This is a genomic window from Vibrio sp. 10N.222.55.A1 (genome assembly GCF_041473835.1).
Lineage (GTDB): Bacteria > Pseudomonadota > Gammaproteobacteria > Enterobacterales > Vibrionaceae > Vibrio > Vibrio crassostreae_C.
Genome location: NZ_JBFRSX010000034.1, coordinates 113,038 through 130,043 on the forward strand (window position 1 = coordinate 113,038; position 17,006 = coordinate 130,043).

Annotated in this window: 12 protein-coding genes; 3 read left to right on the top strand and 9 right to left on the bottom strand. The window is 46.0% G+C overall.

What is annotated here, in order from left to right:
• Positions 1 to 33 precede the first annotated feature (33 nt).
• From AB4493_RS11105 to AB4493_RS11115, 3 genes are all read left to right on the top strand, one after another.
• Positions 34 to 1,047, top strand: coding sequence for a Fe(3+) ABC transporter substrate-binding protein (locus AB4493_RS11105; protein WP_171732443.1), 1,014 nt, complete (start codon positions 34 to 36; stop codon positions 1,045 to 1,047).
• 244 nt (positions 1,048 to 1,291) lie between these two features.
• Positions 1,292 to 2,917: an iron ABC transporter permease gene (locus AB4493_RS11110; RefSeq protein WP_017059418.1), complete on the top strand. Its 1,626-nt coding sequence runs from the start codon at positions 1,292 to 1,294 to the stop codon at positions 2,915 to 2,917.
• Positions 2,917 to 3,945: an ABC transporter ATP-binding protein gene (locus tag AB4493_RS11115; RefSeq protein ID WP_372154977.1), complete on the top strand. Its 1,029-nt coding sequence runs from the start codon at positions 2,917 to 2,919 to the stop codon at positions 3,943 to 3,945. Before AB4493_RS11110 ends, AB4493_RS11115 begins: the two co-directional genes overlap by 1 nt.
• Positions 3,946 to 4,095: 150 nt before the next feature.
• On the opposite strand, the gene AB4493_RS11120 is transcribed toward AB4493_RS11115, so the two are convergent.
• The 9 genes from AB4493_RS11120 to AB4493_RS11160 all read right to left on the bottom strand — a co-directional run bounded on the left by AB4493_RS11120 (position 4,096) and on the right by AB4493_RS11160 (position 16,882).
• A complete protein-coding gene (locus tag AB4493_RS11120; protein ID WP_372154978.1) occupies positions 4,096 to 5,508 on the bottom strand; it encodes a phosphoglucomutase/phosphomannomutase family protein in 1,413 nt (470 codons plus the stop codon).
• 74 nt (positions 5,509 to 5,582) lie between these two features.
• The gene (locus tag AB4493_RS11125) at positions 5,583 to 7,988 is read right to left on the bottom strand and encodes a GH36-type glycosyl hydrolase domain-containing protein (RefSeq protein ID WP_102319895.1); all 2,406 of its coding nucleotides are present in this window, start codon (positions 7,986 to 7,988) and stop codon (positions 5,583 to 5,585) included.
• A gap of 127 nt (positions 7,989 to 8,115) precedes the next feature.
• The gene (locus tag AB4493_RS11130; protein ID WP_372154979.1) at positions 8,116 to 10,092 is read right to left on the bottom strand and encodes a beta-N-acetylhexosaminidase; all 1,977 of its coding nucleotides are present in this window, start codon (positions 10,090 to 10,092) and stop codon (positions 8,116 to 8,118) included.
• A 12-nt stretch (positions 10,093 to 10,104) separates the two neighbouring features.
• Complete coding sequence (locus AB4493_RS11135) at positions 10,105 to 10,989, bottom strand: N-acetylglucosamine kinase (RefSeq protein WP_017066804.1); 885 nt, start codon at positions 10,987 to 10,989, stop codon at positions 10,105 to 10,107.
• A 2-nt stretch (positions 10,990 to 10,991) separates the two neighbouring features.
• Complete coding sequence (locus tag AB4493_RS11140; protein WP_372154980.1) at positions 10,992 to 12,713, bottom strand: glycoside hydrolase family 9 protein; 1,722 nt, start codon at positions 12,711 to 12,713, stop codon at positions 10,992 to 10,994.
• A gap of 98 nt (positions 12,714 to 12,811) precedes the next feature.
• On the bottom strand, positions 12,812 to 13,807 hold the full coding sequence (locus AB4493_RS11145) for an ABC transporter ATP-binding protein (protein WP_017059411.1): 996 nt from the start codon (positions 13,805 to 13,807) through the stop codon (positions 12,812 to 12,814).
• A gap of 74 nt (positions 13,808 to 13,881) precedes the next feature.
• Entirely contained in the window at positions 13,882 to 14,865 is a 984-nt protein-coding gene (locus AB4493_RS11150) for an ABC transporter ATP-binding protein (RefSeq protein ID WP_372154981.1), read from the bottom strand.
• A 2-nt stretch (positions 14,866 to 14,867) separates the two neighbouring features.
• Positions 14,868 to 15,893, bottom strand: a complete 1,026-nt coding sequence (locus tag AB4493_RS11155) for an ABC transporter permease (protein ID WP_017056648.1) — start codon at positions 15,891 to 15,893, stop codon at positions 14,868 to 14,870.
• 2 nt (positions 15,894 to 15,895) lie between these two features.
• Positions 15,896 to 16,882: an ABC transporter permease gene (locus AB4493_RS11160; protein WP_017059409.1), complete on the bottom strand. Its 987-nt coding sequence runs from the start codon at positions 16,880 to 16,882 to the stop codon at positions 15,896 to 15,898.
• Between the last annotated feature and the right edge of the window lie 124 nt (positions 16,883 to 17,006).

Genomic DNA, 17,006 nt, shown 5'->3' on the forward strand with positions numbered 1-17,006 from the left:
AGACATTATCATTTCGATATAAAGGATTTTACAATGAAGAAACTGCTAACACTTTCAGCTCTAGCGTGTGGTGTAATTGCCCCGACAGCAATGGCTGCGGAAGAAGTAAACGTATACTCTTACCGTCAACCTTTCCTAGTTGAACCAATGTTCAAGGAATTCACAAAAGAGACTGGCATTAAAGTAAACGTTAAGTTTGCTAAAAAAGGTTTAGCAGAAAAGTTAGCTCAAGAAGGCGAATACAGCCCTGCAGACGTAGTGTTAACTGTAGACATCAGTCGTCTATCTGAGCTAACTAAACAAGGTTTAGTTCAGTCTGTTGAAAGCGAAGTTCTTGAAAAGAATATTCCTGCTCAATACCAAGATACAAACAATGAGTGGTTCGCTCTAACAACACGTACACGTAGCGTTTACTCTTCTCGTGACCGTGTTGGTCGTCTAGGTGAGGAGTTTACTTACGAAGATCTAACTAAGCCTGAATTTAAAGGTAAGATCTGTACGCGTAGCGGTAAGCACCCATACAATGTTTCTCTAGTATCTTCGATGATCGCTCACAAAGGTGAAGCTGAAACGAAAGAGTGGCTAGAAGGCGTAAAAGCTAACCTAGCACGCAAGCCTCAAGGTAACGATCGTGCACAAGTTAAAGCGATTAAAGAAGGTCTATGTGATGTTGCTCTTGGTAACAGCTACTACCTAGGTAAGATGGTTAATGATAAAGAGCAAAAAGCTTGGGCTGACTCTGTTTACATTAACTTCCCTAACCAAGAGACTACAGGTACTCACGTAAACATCTCTGGTATGGCAATGGCTAAATACTCTCCAAATGAAGAGAATGCCGTTAAGCTGATGGAATTCCTATCTGGTGACACAGCACAAAGCATGTACGCAGAAGTGAACTACGAATACCCAGTGAAAGCAGACGTTAAACCTTCTGAGCTTGTTGCTTCATGGGGCGAGTTCAAAGCGGATACTATTTCTCTAGACGAAATTGCAAACCACCACGCGGCTGCAATCAAGCTATTAGACGAAGTTAAGTTCGATCTATAATTTATTACGGTAGGCTTCGGCCTAAGTAAAATGACAACCTCAAGTCGCCATTTTGGCTACTTGGGGTTGTTTGTTATTGGAAAATCACTTTTTGATACAAAGCACCCCGTTGATCCCTTGAGTTATTAGCATCTCACCTTGAAGTCATTAGAGTATATGGGTATAAATAACCCCACCATTAAAAGGATATGAGATGTATTTGCAAATGCATTTGTGTTTCATTAAGCCTCGTTGTAGTTAGGCGATGAAAGAAAAGAATTATTTATGGAACACCAGTAGCGGCATTATTGCTGTATTACTGGTCTTACCGATCTTAGCGATTTTTACGACGGCTGTTGGAGAAACAGATGAGCTATTTTCTCATCTGATGTCCACAGTGATGCCTACCTATGCCTACAATACGGTGGTTTTAGTCATAGGAACCATGTTCCTGTCTTTAGTTTTTGGTATTCCGTCGGCTTGGGTTATGGCAATGTGCCGTGTTCCGGGAGAGCGTGTTTTGCAGTGGGCACTCGTCCTGCCATTAGCAATGCCAGGCTATATTGTTGGCTATATCTTTACCGATTGGTTCGACTTTGCCGGCCCTGTTCAGGTTCTACTGCGAGATCTTACTGGGTGGGGACCCGGTGAGTATTGGTTCCCGGATATTAGAACCTTATCCGGCGCTATTATTGTTCTGTCTCTCGTTCTCTATCCTTATGTTTATTTGCTGTGCCGCGCGGCATTTATGGAGCAAAACGTCTCCTTATTACAATCTGCTCGTTTGCTAAAATGCTCTCCTTGGGAAAGCTTCCGTCGTATCTCCTTACCACTTGTTCGTCCATCAATGGCTGTCGGTTTATCGCTTGTTGCTATGGAGACCATCGGTGACTTTGGTACCGTGAGTTACTTTGCGGTAAATACTTTAACGACTGCGGTTTATGATACTTGGCTAGGCTACTCAAGCTTAACGGCAGCTGCGAAAATATCGGCAATCATGCTGGTTATCGTGATCCTACTGTTGAGCTCAGAGCGATACAGTCGCCGTAAGCAGAAGCTATTCCAGAATCAGTTCAGCAGCCGCGAAGATTTTCGTTACGACCTTTCTGGTTGGAAAAAATGGCTGGCACTATTCTGGTGCTGGGGATTAGTTTGCGTTGCGTTCTTATTCCCTCTTGGCCAGCTCATTATTTACGCCTACAAATATTTTGCTCAAAGCTGGACCCCTGAATTCAGAGAATATGCCATCAACAGCCTTTACGTTTCGGTAGCTGCTGCGATTATTGGCGTGATTATCGCGATGATTGTTAACTTTAATCAACGTGTCAGCCCGAGTAAGAAGAATCAGGCTTATATGCGCCTCGCTTCGATGGGCTATGCCGTCCCAGGCACCGTGTTAGCGATTGGGGTGATGGTACCTGTTTTGTTCATGGATCACTTGGTCAATGACATTGCGAAAGTGATGGAGTGGGGGCGACCTGGTTTGATCTTCTCTGGCTCCATGTTCGCGCTAATTTTTGCCATGGTCGTACGTTTCTCTGCAGTGGCAATTGGCAGTATTGAAAGCAGCTTGAGTAAAGTATCCCCTTCATTGGATATGGCCTCAAAAACCATGGGTTGCAATACCAATCAGATGTTACGCCGTGTTCATTTACCTTTGATTAAACGTGGCGCATTGATCGCTGGCTTACTGGTGTTTATCGAATCAATGAAAGAGTTGAATGCGGCATTGCTGCTGCGTCCTTTCAACTTCGAGACATTGGCGACTTATGTTTATAACTATGCCTCAGATGAGCACCTAGAATTGGCGGCGATGCCTGCTGTATTATTGGTGTTGGTGGGTTTAATTCCTCTGATCATCGTAAACCGTTCCTTGGAGCAGAAAAACTAATGAGTTGTGCATTATCAATTAAAGATCTGACTTGTAAGTATGAGTCGCAAACCATTTTGGAAGCGCTCTCGTTAGAAGTTGAGCATGGTGAAATTGTTTGTCTTCTTGGTGCGAGTGGCTGCGGTAAAACGACCTTACTGAAGGCGATTGCAGGCTTACTTCCATTAAGTAGCGGTGTGATGAGTTTGAACTGTCAAACCATTGATGATGGCGAGAATTGGTTGCCACCAGAGCAGCGTAACATTGGTATGATTTTCCAAGATTACGCCCTGTTTCCGCATCTGACGGTAAACCAGAATGTCGGCTTTGGCTTGAAAGACCTTTCTGAGCAGCAAAAGAAAGACAAAGTTCAAGAGATGCTGGAGCTGGTTCACTTAGGTGAGTATGGTGAACGATACCCACATCAACTTTCAGGTGGTCAACAGCAGCGTGTCGCTATTGCTCGTTCTTTGGCGTACAAGCCAGACTTGCTACTGTTAGATGAACCATTCTCAAACATCGATACTCAGGTTCGTCATGAGCTGATTTCTCAGATTCGCAAGATTTTTAAGAAGCAGGGTGTTACAGCTATCTTCGTAACTCACAGCCGTGAAGAAGCGTTCGCATTTGCAGATAAAATGGCAGTAATGAACCATGGTGTGATTGAGCAGTATGGTTCGGCATCTGAGTTGTATTTCCATCCTTCAAGTAAGTTTGTTGCAGACTTTTTGGGTGGCGGTAGCTACCTCAATGCACAGCGTATTTCGGAGCATGAATTTGAAACCAGTTTGGGTATGGTTGAAGCCAAACCGCAAACGGAGATTGAGTTCGGCAATACATGTGAGCTTCTGCTAAGGCCCCAGCATATCCAAGCAAGTTACGAGCAAGATAGTGCTATTTCGGTGCTAGAACAGCAATTTATGGGTGATCACTGTCGTTATGTAATCGAAGCGCATGGTCAGAAGTTATTAGCAACCTCGTCAGAAGCACTTGAAGTGGGTATGCCGGTCAACGTAAAAGTCGATACCAAAGGCGTATTGGCTTTTTAAAGAGATATAACGCGATACTAATCGTTACAAGAATCGCGATAAAAAAGCCCAGCACTTTAATCAAAGTACTGGGCAAGAGTTCTTCACTTATAGGCTTTAACAAGGCAGTGATTTGTTAAGTCCCATACAAAACTGCTGCACTCTATAAGCCTATAGAGAGAGGAAGTCTTTCACTTTTTGAAGAACACGTTCTGCAGTGTCTTTATCTTCCATTTCTGCGAAGATTCGTAGTAACGGCTCTGTTCCTGAGAAGCGAGCAATGACCCAGCCGCCATTCTTGAAGTACACCTTGGCACCATCTTCATAGCTGACTCTTTCAATTTCGTATTCAAATTCAGGCAGTTGCTTCTCGACGTAGATCTTAGTGTAGAGCGCTTCTTTCTCTGAAGGTTTAAACTTATAATCGCCTTCTGCGGTGTAGGCATAGCCATATTTAGAGTAAATCTCATCAAGTAATTCAGACAGCTTCTTGCCTGTCACACTGATCATCTCAACCAGTAAGCTTGAAGCAAATACGCCATCCTTACCTTTGATATGACCACGAATGGTTAAACCCCCCGAACTTTCGCCGCCAATCAGAGAGTCATCGGCCTCCATTTGTGAGCTGATGTGCTTAAAGCCTACAGGAACCTCAAAGCTCTTCTCACCATGATCCGCCGCGACTTTATCCAGTAGATGTGTGGTTGCGATGTTACGAACGACAGAGCCCTTCCAACCTTTGTATTCCAGCAAGTAGTAGTAAAGTAGGAGTAGTACTTCGTTAGGGTGAATGAAGTGACCTTTCTCATCGATGATTCCCAAACGGTCGGCATCGCCATCAGTACCAATACCAATGTCATAGCCTTCTGCTGCAACTAAGTGCTTCAAGCGATAGAGCGTTGCTGCGCTAGGAGAAGGCATTAGGCCACCGAAGTCTGGGTTTTTACCATCGTTGATTACGTCGACATCACAACGACCGTTGATAAGAACCGTTTGCAGAGCGTTTTTCGCCACACCAAACATTGGGTCAATCAGTACGCGTAGGTTCGCTTTCTTGATCGACTCGATATCGATGAAGTTAATGATCGAATCAACAAAGGCGTTCATCGGGTTGATGATTTCGATCTCTTTGTCATTCAACGCTTGCTCGAAATCGACACGAATAATATCTTCGTTGGTCAGTGTTGCGATTTGCTGTTCGATCTTCTCTGTGATGATCTCATCAGCATCACGGCCACCTTCAATGAATACCTTGATGCCATTGTAATCGGCTGGGTTGTGAGAGGCGGTAATACACGCCGAGTAGGTGCATCCCATCTTTTTTGCTTGGAACATCACGATAGGTGTTGGAACAAACTTATCGATGAAGCTTACTTTGATGTTGTTCGCCGCAAGTACTTCTGCAAACCAACATGCGGCTTTATCGGAAAGGAAACGACGGTCATAGCCGATCACAAACCCATTCTTGGCTGCATCTTCGTTGTTGATGATGTTAGCGAGTGCTTGCGCTACCAAACGGACGTTTTCTCTAGTGAACTCCTCACCAATGAAAGCGCGCCAGCCACCTGTACCAAATTTAATCATTAGAAAATCCTTTTAGTCTCATTGTCTCAAGCCTGTAAAGACTTGAGACAAGAGCTGTTCGTTAAATTGCGTGACTAGCCTAGAACAACGACAACATCGTTCACGCTGCCTTCTGCTTGTACTGGGATAGCGCCTTCAACTGATTCACCATTGATAGTGATAGAGGCAACGCCTTTGCTTACTGCATTCGGGTTTTGCACTGTGATGTTATAAGTCGCGCCACGCCATTGACGAGTAACCTCGAATTCTGGCCAATCAGTCGGGATACAAGGATCAACCGTTAAGCCTTCAAAGCCTGTACGAACACCAAGAATGAAGTTGGTTACCGCGAAGTAAGCCCAACCAGAGGTACCGGTTAACCAAGGGTGGTTTGCACGGCCGTGGTCTTGGTGATCTTTACCCATGATGAACTGCACGTACGAGTATGGTTCTGCGTAACGCGTTTCAATCATGTCGTTTTGGTTGTATGGGTTCAGTGCGTCGTAGAATTTCATCGCACGGTCACCACGGCCTAGTTTCGCTTCTGCTACCCAGGCCCATGGGTTAGGGTGAGAGAAGATTGCGCCGTTCTCTTTTACGCCTTGGTAAACGCGAGTTACGAAACCGATATCATCGTTTGGTGTTGCAAATGAAGGAGAGTTTAGGTGTAGGCCGTATTCTGAGAAAAGGTTCTCATCAACAGCGTCCATCGCTTTCTCACCGCGTTCTTGAGATACAGCACCAGATAGAACGGCTAGCGTGTTTGACTCAAGGTGTACACGACCTTCAGCTTGTTGTGCTGTACCGATCTTGTCGCCATTTTTAGTCAGACCACGGATGTACCAGCCACCTTCGTCATCCCAAAGATGCGTTTCACATGCTTCGCGAACGTTAGCAGCCATTTCAGTGTATTTCGCAACGTCAGCATCGTTATTACGGAACTTAGCAAGATCTAGGAATTCTTGTAGCGCCCAGAAGTGTAGGAATGAAACCATTGATGATTCACCGCCACCTAGGTTCAAACAGTCATTCCAGTCAGCACGAAGGCCTTTACAAATACCCGTTTGACCCACGTATTCAGCAGAGAAGTTCAGTGCCGCTTTCATGTGTTCGTAAACTGTCGCGTCGCCACCGTCTGCGTATGGGATCACTTCATCAAAGAAGTCGTGCTCACCGGTTTCCATTACGTATTTGATAATGGTCGGAACGATCCATAGGTGGTCATCAGAACAGGTATCGTCAATGCCGTGGATCTTGTCGTCATCTGACGGTGTTGGAACAACTGTTGGTGATTTTGATGGCTCAACGTCGGCTTTCTCTGGATCGAACCAGTCAGGATCGAACAAGTGTAGACCGTAGCCCGCTTTCACTTGGCCGCGAAGCAGGTCGATAATACGTTTCTTGGTCATTTGTGGGTTGGCATGGGGTACTGAAATAGCATCTTGAGCCGTATCACGGTAACCAAGACCAGTACGACCGCCAACTTCGATGAATGATGCAAAGCGTGACCAAACCACACAGGTTTCCGCTTGGTATAGCGTCCACGTGTTGATCATTGTGTCTAAGCCTTCGTTTGGCGACTTAACTTGGAATTTGTTGCAACGCTCGTCCCAGTGATCTTTGATGCCTTGGAAAGCGGCGTCTACGTTTGCTGTGTCTTGGTACTTCTCACGTAGGCGTTCACCGTTGCCTTTACCGATACCGAGTACATACGCAAAGCGAACTTCTTCACCGGGTTGAATCGTAAATTGCTTGTGCAGAGAACCACAATGGTTGTAACAAGTTTGAGCGCTGTTAGAACACTTACCGTTTTCAACCGCAATTGGATTTGCTTCATCACGGTACATACCAAGGAAGTTGTCACGTTGGCCATCGTAGCTGTCTGGTGAGAAAGTTGAAGCTAGGTAGTAGAAGCCTTCAAAGTCGTTAGTGTTGTAGTACAGGTCGTATTCCAGAACACCTTCTTGGTAAGACGTGCCCGCAGAGTACAAAGACATCTGATGGTTTTGATTGTCTGATTGAATATGGCTGAAAGAGAACTCAACAAACGAGAAAGTGCTGATAGTACGTGGCTTGTCAGTGTTGTTCTTTAATACAACGTCCCAAACTTCTGCATCTTCACCCTTAGGTACGAATAGCGTCTTGGTTGCGGTAATGCCGCTGTATTCACATTTGAATTTTGAGTATGACAGGCCGTGACGAACTTCGTAGTTCGCTTCATCTAGGCTCTTTGCCACTGGTTGCCAAGAGATAGACCAGTAATCACCCGTCTCATCATCACGCAGGTAAACATAGTGTCCTGGGCGGTCAAAGGTGCCGTTTGGACGGAACTTAGTAACACGGTTGTATTCCGGAGAATTGTAGAACGAGTAACCGCCCGCATTGTGCGAAATCACGGTACAAAACTTTTCAGTACCTAGGTAGTTTGTCCAAGGTGCTGGTACATCAGGGCGAGTGATGACGTATTCGCGATTGTCGTTATCGAAATAGCCGTATTTCATTGTCATTTCCTTTTTAACAAACTGCATCTATGCAGCTAATTTTTAAATAGTGATGCTGAGTCGTATCTAACTGAGCACCTTAATTTGAGTCAGCAACCACTCGATATGAGTGTCGCTTTGGTTTGTTTTATTGAGCTTTCCAAGGGTTGCGATAATCAACATTGAGTTTGTCGAGTAATGGCAGATGCCCCTTTAGGCGAGATAGGTAATCTAGCCAGTTTCGGTTGTTTTTATGTGTCCAACATCCTTCAGCTAAAGCGCTAATTCTTGGGAATACCATGTAATCCATACGCTTTTGGTTGGTGACGATCTCACACCATAGAGCACACTGAATTCCGCGGATCCGCTTACGAATTGGGTCGGTGTCGGATATCTCAGCAAGTGCTTCGTAGGTATAAGCTTGTTCTAATGGGATAACGGCAGCCCAATCTACGCCCGGTTCTTCCGGTGCATAATCTTGGGTCATGTCGAGATAGGTAAACTGTGCAGGTTGCAACACCACATCAAAGCCTTGGCGAGCGCAATTGACAGCCGCTTCTTCACTGAGCCATGAGTAGATGATGGTCTCTTTACTCACTTTGTCGCCGTGCTGTGCTTCTTCCCAGCCGACCATGCGTTTGCCGAGTTGCTTAAGCTTGTTTTCGGCATAGCGGAATAGGTGACCTTGTAGGTCTTTGCTGTCTTGGTACTGGTGTTCTTTCATCAACGCTTGAGCAGCAGGGCTGTTGCTCCACACTCCCGGTGGCACTTCGTCTGCACCCATGTGAATTAATTCGCTCGGGAACAGCTCTGCGACTTCTTCAATAACTGCATCTAGAAATTGGTAAGTGCCTGGTAAACCTGGGTTTAGGACGTTGTCGTTGTAGTGCTGAATGCTTTTGTATTGAGTAGTGTCAGCTTGCTCTACCAACATGTCAGGCAGTGATTTGATTGCGGCACGGCAGTGTCCCGGAATATCGATCTCTGGGATCACCGTGATGCTGCGTTGCTCTGCATATTCAATGACTTCACGAATTTGTTGTTGCGTGTAGAAGCCGCCGTAGTTTTCCGCAATGTGGGTATATTGCGGCTCTAGTGCATGATCAGGGCCACGCCAAGCGCCAATTTCTGTTAGCTGTGGCAGGCTCTTTATCTCAATTCTCCAACCTTCATCGTCAGTTAGGTGCCAATGAAATACGTTGAACTTGTAGTGCGCCAGTTGATTGATTAAACGCTTCACTTGCTCTACTGAGTGGAAGTGACGAGCGCAGTCCAACATCATGCCGCGGTACTTAAAGCGCGGTTGGTCGGCTATCTTGCAACATGGTAGAGAGAAGTTCTCTGCGTCCAGTTGTTGAACTAGTTGAATCAAGCTTGCCACAGCGTGTGTAAAGCCCGACTGGCTGCCTGATTCAGCAATAATCTGTTGTGCAGTGATGGTCAGTTTGTATTCGGCTTCATCTAACGTCGGGTTGCTGCGAAATAGAATGTTGCCGCTTTCGTCTTTTGAAAGTTCAGCTGAAAGCGCGGTCGAAAGAGACAGCTCAAAGGTCGAGAGCAACTCTTGCTGGAACCAAGAGACTGCCTTATCAGCAAGATGAGATTGAACCTCAATTCTGCAGTCGTTATTTAGCGCGAAGTTACTTAGCGCGAAGTTACTTAGCGCGAAACTACCTTGCTGAAATTCGATCTGATTAGGCTGAGGAATCAATGCAATCTCAGCAGCGTTAACTTCAGGTATTTGATTGCGTTCACGGTATGGCGAAGCCAGTACTATGGGTGATATCGCGACAGGCAGTACCGATGTTTCTCCATCATTATGTGACTGGATAAAGGCATCGTTAAGGCCATCAGAATAGAAGCGGAATGGTGCGCTTTGAATACTGAATTCAAGGTAGTAATGGTTGTTGGCCTTTAACACTGACGAACTTGGTGTGAATGAGCAAAAGCTGCCAACTTGAGTCAGCTCTCCTTGCGATAAACTCTCTGGAAGGATGAAACGATCAAATGCAAAGTGCAGAGACCAATCTTTTACGTCGAGGTCACTTAAGTTATGTACCGTAAGGCCAAATCGGCAGTTATTTTTTTGTTCAGAAAGAACAGCTAAGTCGATGCGATAATTCATATAACTTCCCTGCTAAGCCTGTTGATACAAGTTGTGTTGTGGTTTTCCGGCAAACATCAATGCGCCTTCAATAGCGTCGAATTGAGGTTTAACGATCCATTGTTGTACTGGTGGTGATAGCCAGTTGAGAATACGCTCAGCGATACTTCCCATTAAGCACACCTTGTCAGCGCCTTTTCGATGCAGTGCTAAGACAAACATTTCGATATCAGCCGCGGTTTGCTTGAGCATATCGATAGCCAGTTCGTCACCTTCGTTAGCGAGTTGAAAAATAACTGGTGAGAATTGACCGTAATCCTTTGGAATAGCACCTTTTGACCATTCGACAATGGCATCCACATCATTATTAAAGTGATTCATCACATGTAGAGTCAGCGGGGTTTTGTTGCGAATACCGTCTTCTGCAAGCAAGACTTGTTGAATCAAACGTAAGCCCATGACTGCGCCGCCGCCTTGATCTGAAATCGGAAATTCACGACCGCCAACCACATATTGCTCACCGTCTTTTAGGAAGATACCGCAAGAACCCGTACCACCGATCATGATTGCGCCGTCTTGGCCATTGTGAGCACCAATGCAAGCGCCATAAGCGTCGGTATTTAGTGTCATGCTTGCGAAAGGGTGTGGTTGAGCCATGAAGTCGAACCATGCTGATTTTTGCTCAGCGCCAGCCAGCGCTAGGCCAACATGCATATTTGAAAAATGGTCTGAGTTGAGTTGCCCTTGTTGTGCCGCTTTTGTGATGGCATCAATAATTGAGCTCATCGCAACATCAACACCCAAAAGGATGTTGCCACTGCCACTTTTCGCTTCACCAATCAGTTTGCCTTGAGCGTCACGAATACGAGCACGACAAGAAGTACCACCACCATCAATACCGACGTAGTAAAGAGTCATTATTATTGCTCCTTACGCTGAGCTAAGAAGTTGAACTGTGCAGCGGTTGCTAATAAGAACCACGCACCATGAGGGATCCATTGCTCACCCCAGCGCCAGTTTTGAAGCATGTCATCTTTTTGTGCTGGTGGATTGAACGCAATGTCTTGTTCATCTTCAAAACCAGCTGTGATGCCATTACAGATACCGCCTTTCGCATTGAAGAACCCAAGCTGAGGTAGGTAGTCTGGGTTGTTATGGCCATGACCATCGAGCATGCACATGTGGTATGGGTTGAGGCCCAAGATCCAATCAAGGCTATTTTGTGAAAGCTGGATTAAGCGATCTTGAAGTTCGCTATCTTTAATGTGCGGTTGAACTAGGTAAGCCATGGTTGCGAGTGAGCCAAGGCGTGCGTTCTCGCCTTGCCACCAGTAACCGGTTTCGTTCTGTTGAGCGACGAAGAAGGCATCACGTTTATCACCATCGACAGATTTAACGTATTGTCTTGGATAGCCAAATGGGTTGGTGACTTTGTCGGTGATGTTGATTTCGAACTGACAAGCTTGTTCAACAACTGTGCGCGCCTGTTCTTTTAATTCAGCATCGGTTTCATTGTCGATGTATTCACATAGTGCAATCACAGGAAGACCGGCTTCAGCTGCGTGAAAGTATGGACGAGAGCCATCAGAGTTTGCCGACCAGAAGTGCTCAAATGAATCATCGGATTGCTGACGAGAGATTAAACGAGTCGCCCAAGTTCTTGCTTCTGATAGGTATTGCTGGTCTTGTGTTACGCGATACAGCTCATTGGCTGCGAGTAGGGCGCAATACTCATCGATGATGTTCTCTTCACCATCGTTTAGATACTGGAGGTTGTACTCTTTTAGATGCCAGTAACCCTTAACCGCCATTTCAAGGTATGTGTGGCTCGAGTAGCTGCCAGAGATTTCAAGCTCAGAAGCTGCGGCTAATGCTGCGATAGCAACACCTGCACCTTGTCGGTAGCCCGCTTGTAAGTCCGTTGATTTATGACCTTCTTGAGTCGCATAAGCGCAGATATCGCGTTGGTTGATATCTTTGCTCCATTTGTCGAATACCGTCATATAGAAGTATCCGTCAGCGTCTTGCATACGCACTAAGAAGTCGGCACCGAACAGAGCCTCTTCCGTTAGACGAGTCATGGAGAATTTCGGGAAGTCTGGGTTATGGCTAGTCAAGCGTACGCTTTTTAGCATGTTCCAAACGACCATCGGAATTTGTTGTGGGTTTAGGTAGTTACCATAAGACAGGTGGCTAAAATATTTACTGACATCACCTGATGCGTCATACCATCCACCGTGGACATCGACGTATCGGTCGGTACCTAGAATTTGTGCTTGTCGATCTTTTTTGTCGAAAATACCGCCACAGCGTTGTGACTTAAAGTAATGAAGCACATCAGAAAACGTGTGGTTCATTAATAGGTTGCTACCAATCTCAAATACTTCTGAACGCAGGTTGTCAAAACGTAGGTAGTAGCGACCAGATTCAGTGACTGAACTGAAATCAATAGTGAAGAATTGCCCTTGATGCCAATTTGCTACGCGGCCTTGTTTAACCACATCAAAATTTCCGACAGTCATATGGTTGTCAGCACAGACGAGTAGAGCCGTAGTGCTTGATAGGCGAGCTTTCTTAGTTTGTAGGATAGCTTGCTTCGGGCCTGTGGACTCATAGCCAATATGGTTGGTCAATAACAGCATCAATATTCTCCGACAGTCCTAGTTTCTATTGGCTAGGTACTTGAATGTTTTGGATATAAATAGTTAGGGTCCGAAGACCCTAACTTGGGTTTTATTGCTTAGCTTTCGTGTAGGTAACAGCGCACAAAGTGGTTATCAGCGAGCTGCGTAACCCCTGGTAGCTGCTCTTTGCACTTATCCATTGCGTGAGTACATCTGCCTGCAAATGGGCAGCCTGCTGATACTGGTGTCCACAGAGGAATCTCACCTTTGTTGCCTGCAAGTTGCTCGTGGATCGACTTCTTAGGATCTGGAACGGCCGAAACAAGCAATTGGGTGTATGGGTGCTGAGGGTTAGCAATCACGTCATCGGTATCGCCCCATTCCACCATGTGTCCCACGTACATCACCGAAAGGTCTTCAGCGATGTAACGAGCGGTTGCGATATCGTGAGTGATGTAAAGCAGAGACATTTGCTTCTCGAACTTCATCTCTTCCATCAGGTTCAAAACACCGGCACGAATCGATACATCAAGCATTGAAGTTGGCTCATCGGCTAGTACAACTTCGGCACCTACCGCGATGTTGCGGGCTAGGTTGACACGTTGACGTTGGCCGCCAGACAGTTGGTGAGGGTACTTCTTCGCCGTCTCTTTTGGTGGGATCAGGCCCACTTGCTCTAAAAGATCGTAAACACGTTCTTCTAGCTCTTTCTTGTTGCCCGGAGATACTTTCTTGTGGATCAACAGTGGTCGAGCAATGTGGTGGAAGATATTGTGCGTTGGGTTCAATGAACCAAACGGGTCTTGCCATACCATCTGCACGCCTTCACGGTAGTGCATAAGATCTTTTCTGCTTGAGATCTCTTGGATATCACGACCTTTGTATTCGATCGTGCCGCCTGAAGGTGCGTACATTTTTGCGATCATTTTTGCGGTTGTTGATTTGCCTGAACCAGACTCACCAACCACTGCTAGGCCACGGCTTTTGTACATCTTGAATGACACGTCGTTAATCGCACGCATCATTGGGGTTTGAATGGTGGTACTGCTTATTGGGAAGTCTTTTACGACATTCTTGCCTTCTACCAATAATTGACCGAAATCTTTGCTCATAATTGTCTCCAGAATCCTTATTCGCTTTGCTTGTTTTTAGGCGGTCGAGCCGCCTTGTTCGTTATTCACGCAAGCTATAGCTTCCTTTGTACTATTGGGTCACCGTACAGGTGGCAGTTAGACAAATGTCCCGGGTCGATAGAACGCAGCTTGGTTGGCACCTTGGTACACTTTTCATGTACACGGTCACAACGAGCTTGGAAACGACACCCTTCAGGGATCTCTAACAGGTTCAGAGGGTTACCCGGAATACCTGCTAACTTTGTCTTTGGCCCTGTCAGTGGAGGGAAAGAATTTCCCAGCCCTTTGGTGTAAGGGTGGTAAGGGTTTTCTAGAATATCTTGAGAGTTAGCCACTTCGATTAGCTCACCTGAGTACATGATGCCGATGCGGTCAGAGAACTCGACCATCAATGACAAGTCATGGGTGATGAACAGAATTGAGAAGCCAAATTCTTCTTTTAGTGCATAGATCTTTTGTAGGATTTCGCGTTGCACAACCACATCAAGTGCGGTTGTCGGCTCATCCATAATGATCAGCTTTGGATTCAGTGCTAACGCGATAGCAATAACCAAGCGCTGACGCATGCCGCCAGAGAATTGGTGAGGGTAATCACTCAATCGGCTCGGGTGAATATCGACGATTTCAAGTAGACCTTCAGCACGCTGCTTAGCTTGCTCGCGAGTCATGTTGGTGTGACGCATGATTACGTCACAGAACTGCTCTTCCATCGGTAGTACTGGGTTGAGTGCGTTCATCGCGCTCTGGAATACCATCGACATCTCACTCCAACGGAACGACTGCATACGGTCATCACTGTATTCAAGGATGTTCTCACCGTTGAAGATAACCTCACCACCACTGATGTAAGCGGGCGGCTTATGAAGACGCATAAGAGAGAAAGCGACCGTTGATTTACCACAGCCAGATTCACCAGCTAGGCCGAAGACTTCACCTGGAGCGATGTCGAAACTTACGTTGTTACACGCACGAACATCGCCAGACTCTGTGATGTAATCCACGCATAAGTTGCGGATAGAAATTAGTAGTTCAGACATGATTATTTATCTCCGCTCCAAAGTGCATTTTGTGGTGGTAGTTCTGGTTCACGTTCTTCTTTGTCTTGAGCTGCTAGTTTCTTCCAACGCTTCATGCCTTTGTGAGAACGCAGTTGCGGGTTAGCAATTTCATCGACCGCGAAGTTAAGTAGAGCAAGGCCAGTTACAAGTAGTGTCAGTGCGATACAAGGAGCCAGCAGTTCCCACCAAGCGCCAATCAGCATTGATGAAGAGGTTTGAACGTTGTAAAGCATGATGCCCCAGCTGATTGTGTTCGGGTCACCAAGACCTAGGAACGAGATGGTTGCTTCCATCATGATTGCGTACATCACCGAACCGATGAAGCTTGCGCCAACGATAGAGATAAGGTTTGGCAGAATCTCTACGAAGATGATGCGGAATGAAGATTCACCCAAAACTTCAGCGGCTTTTACAAACTCTTTTTCACGCAGTGCTAAGGTTTGGGAGCGAACAACACGGGCACCCCAAGCCCAAGACATAAAGCCGATAACCAAGGTTATGGTGAGTGGCCCTGCCTCACCGATAAAGGCTGCTACTACGAACAGTAATGGGTATTGAGGGATTACCAGCATGATGTTCATTGCGGCTGTTAGAACGTCATCGACACGGCCACCGAAGTAACCTGCAGAAACACCAATAACAGTTGCGAGTAAACATACGGTTAGACCCGCACCAAAACCTACAGCAAGAGATACGCGTGCGCCGTATACCACTTGAGACCAAACGTCACGACCCATACGAGTTGTACCTAGTACGTGGTCTGCCTTTTTAGACATGATCAATGTACGACGGTCGTCTGCTAGATTTTGAGCAACCCAGCCATCAGGGTTAGTTTGTGCAGACTTCACCACGAAACCAGGATATTCGTGTGGGTTACCTGTACGCTTGTCTGGTACATGTTTGGTGATTAATGGAGCTGCAATCGCGCCAAGAATAAAAATACTTAGGATGATGACGCCTGTTAGGGCCATCGGGTTACGCCAAATGAGTTTTAAAAAGTCTTTCATGATTATTTACCACCCTTACGAAGACGAGGGTCAAGAACAACGTAAAGCATGTCTGCAACTAGGTTAAAGAACAGCATGAATAGCGTCATGATAAGCAGCTGACCTTGCAGTACTTGGTAGTCACGAGCGTTAATTGCGTTGAAAAGTACGCTGCCAAGACCTGGGTAGTTAAAGATGATTTCGATAATTAACTGACCGCCGATTGCCATACCTAGCGACATTGACAGGGCTGTCACACTAGGTAGCATCGCGTTACGAGCTGCGTAGTTGAATACCACTCGGTTTTCGCTCAGGCCTTTGCCTTTCGCCATGGTGATGTAGTCTTCGGCTAATAGGTTGATCATGTTGTTACGCATGTTTACTAGGAAGCCACCAATTTGAACAACAGAAGCACAGAACAGTGGTAAGAAGGCGTGGTAAGCGACATCTTTAATGAATGCCCAGCTTGTCCAATCAGGTATAGTACCAGCGGTGTAGGCATACCCTGTTGGGAACCACTTCAAGCCAATTGCAAAGGTAAATAGTGCAATCATCGCGATAACAACTTGAGGAACGGCTTGTAGAATCAGCATCCCTGGCGTTACGAAGGCATCGTACTTACTGCCGCGTTTCCACGCTGCGAAAATACCTAGGATTGAACCAATCGAGAAAGAAAGAATAACTGCGGTGCCGGCTAAGAAAAGCGACCAACCGAATGCTCCACCCAACAGTGTGTTTACAGAAAGTGGGTAGAATTGAATTGATGTACCAAGTTCCCAGCTAAGAATGTTCTTCATGTACGCCACGTATTGAACTAAGTAGCCACCATCAACGAAGCCTAATAGTTCTTTCATTGCAGCAATACGCTCTGGAGTAACTTGTACAGAAGCGTTCGCAAACATCATGGTAACTGGGTCACCAGGCATTGCTCTTGGAATAATAAAGTTTAACGTCGCAGCAACTAATAGCGCGACAAAATAAAATGACAAACGTCTTAAAAAATAACCCATAACTCACACCTTACTCACCCAGATTGTTTCCCTGTTTCTGGATTCAGGTCGCTCCTAGCGAAATTTGGAACGAAAAATCCCCTGACGACTAGCGCCATACTTTCAATTGAGAGTGTGGGGATTT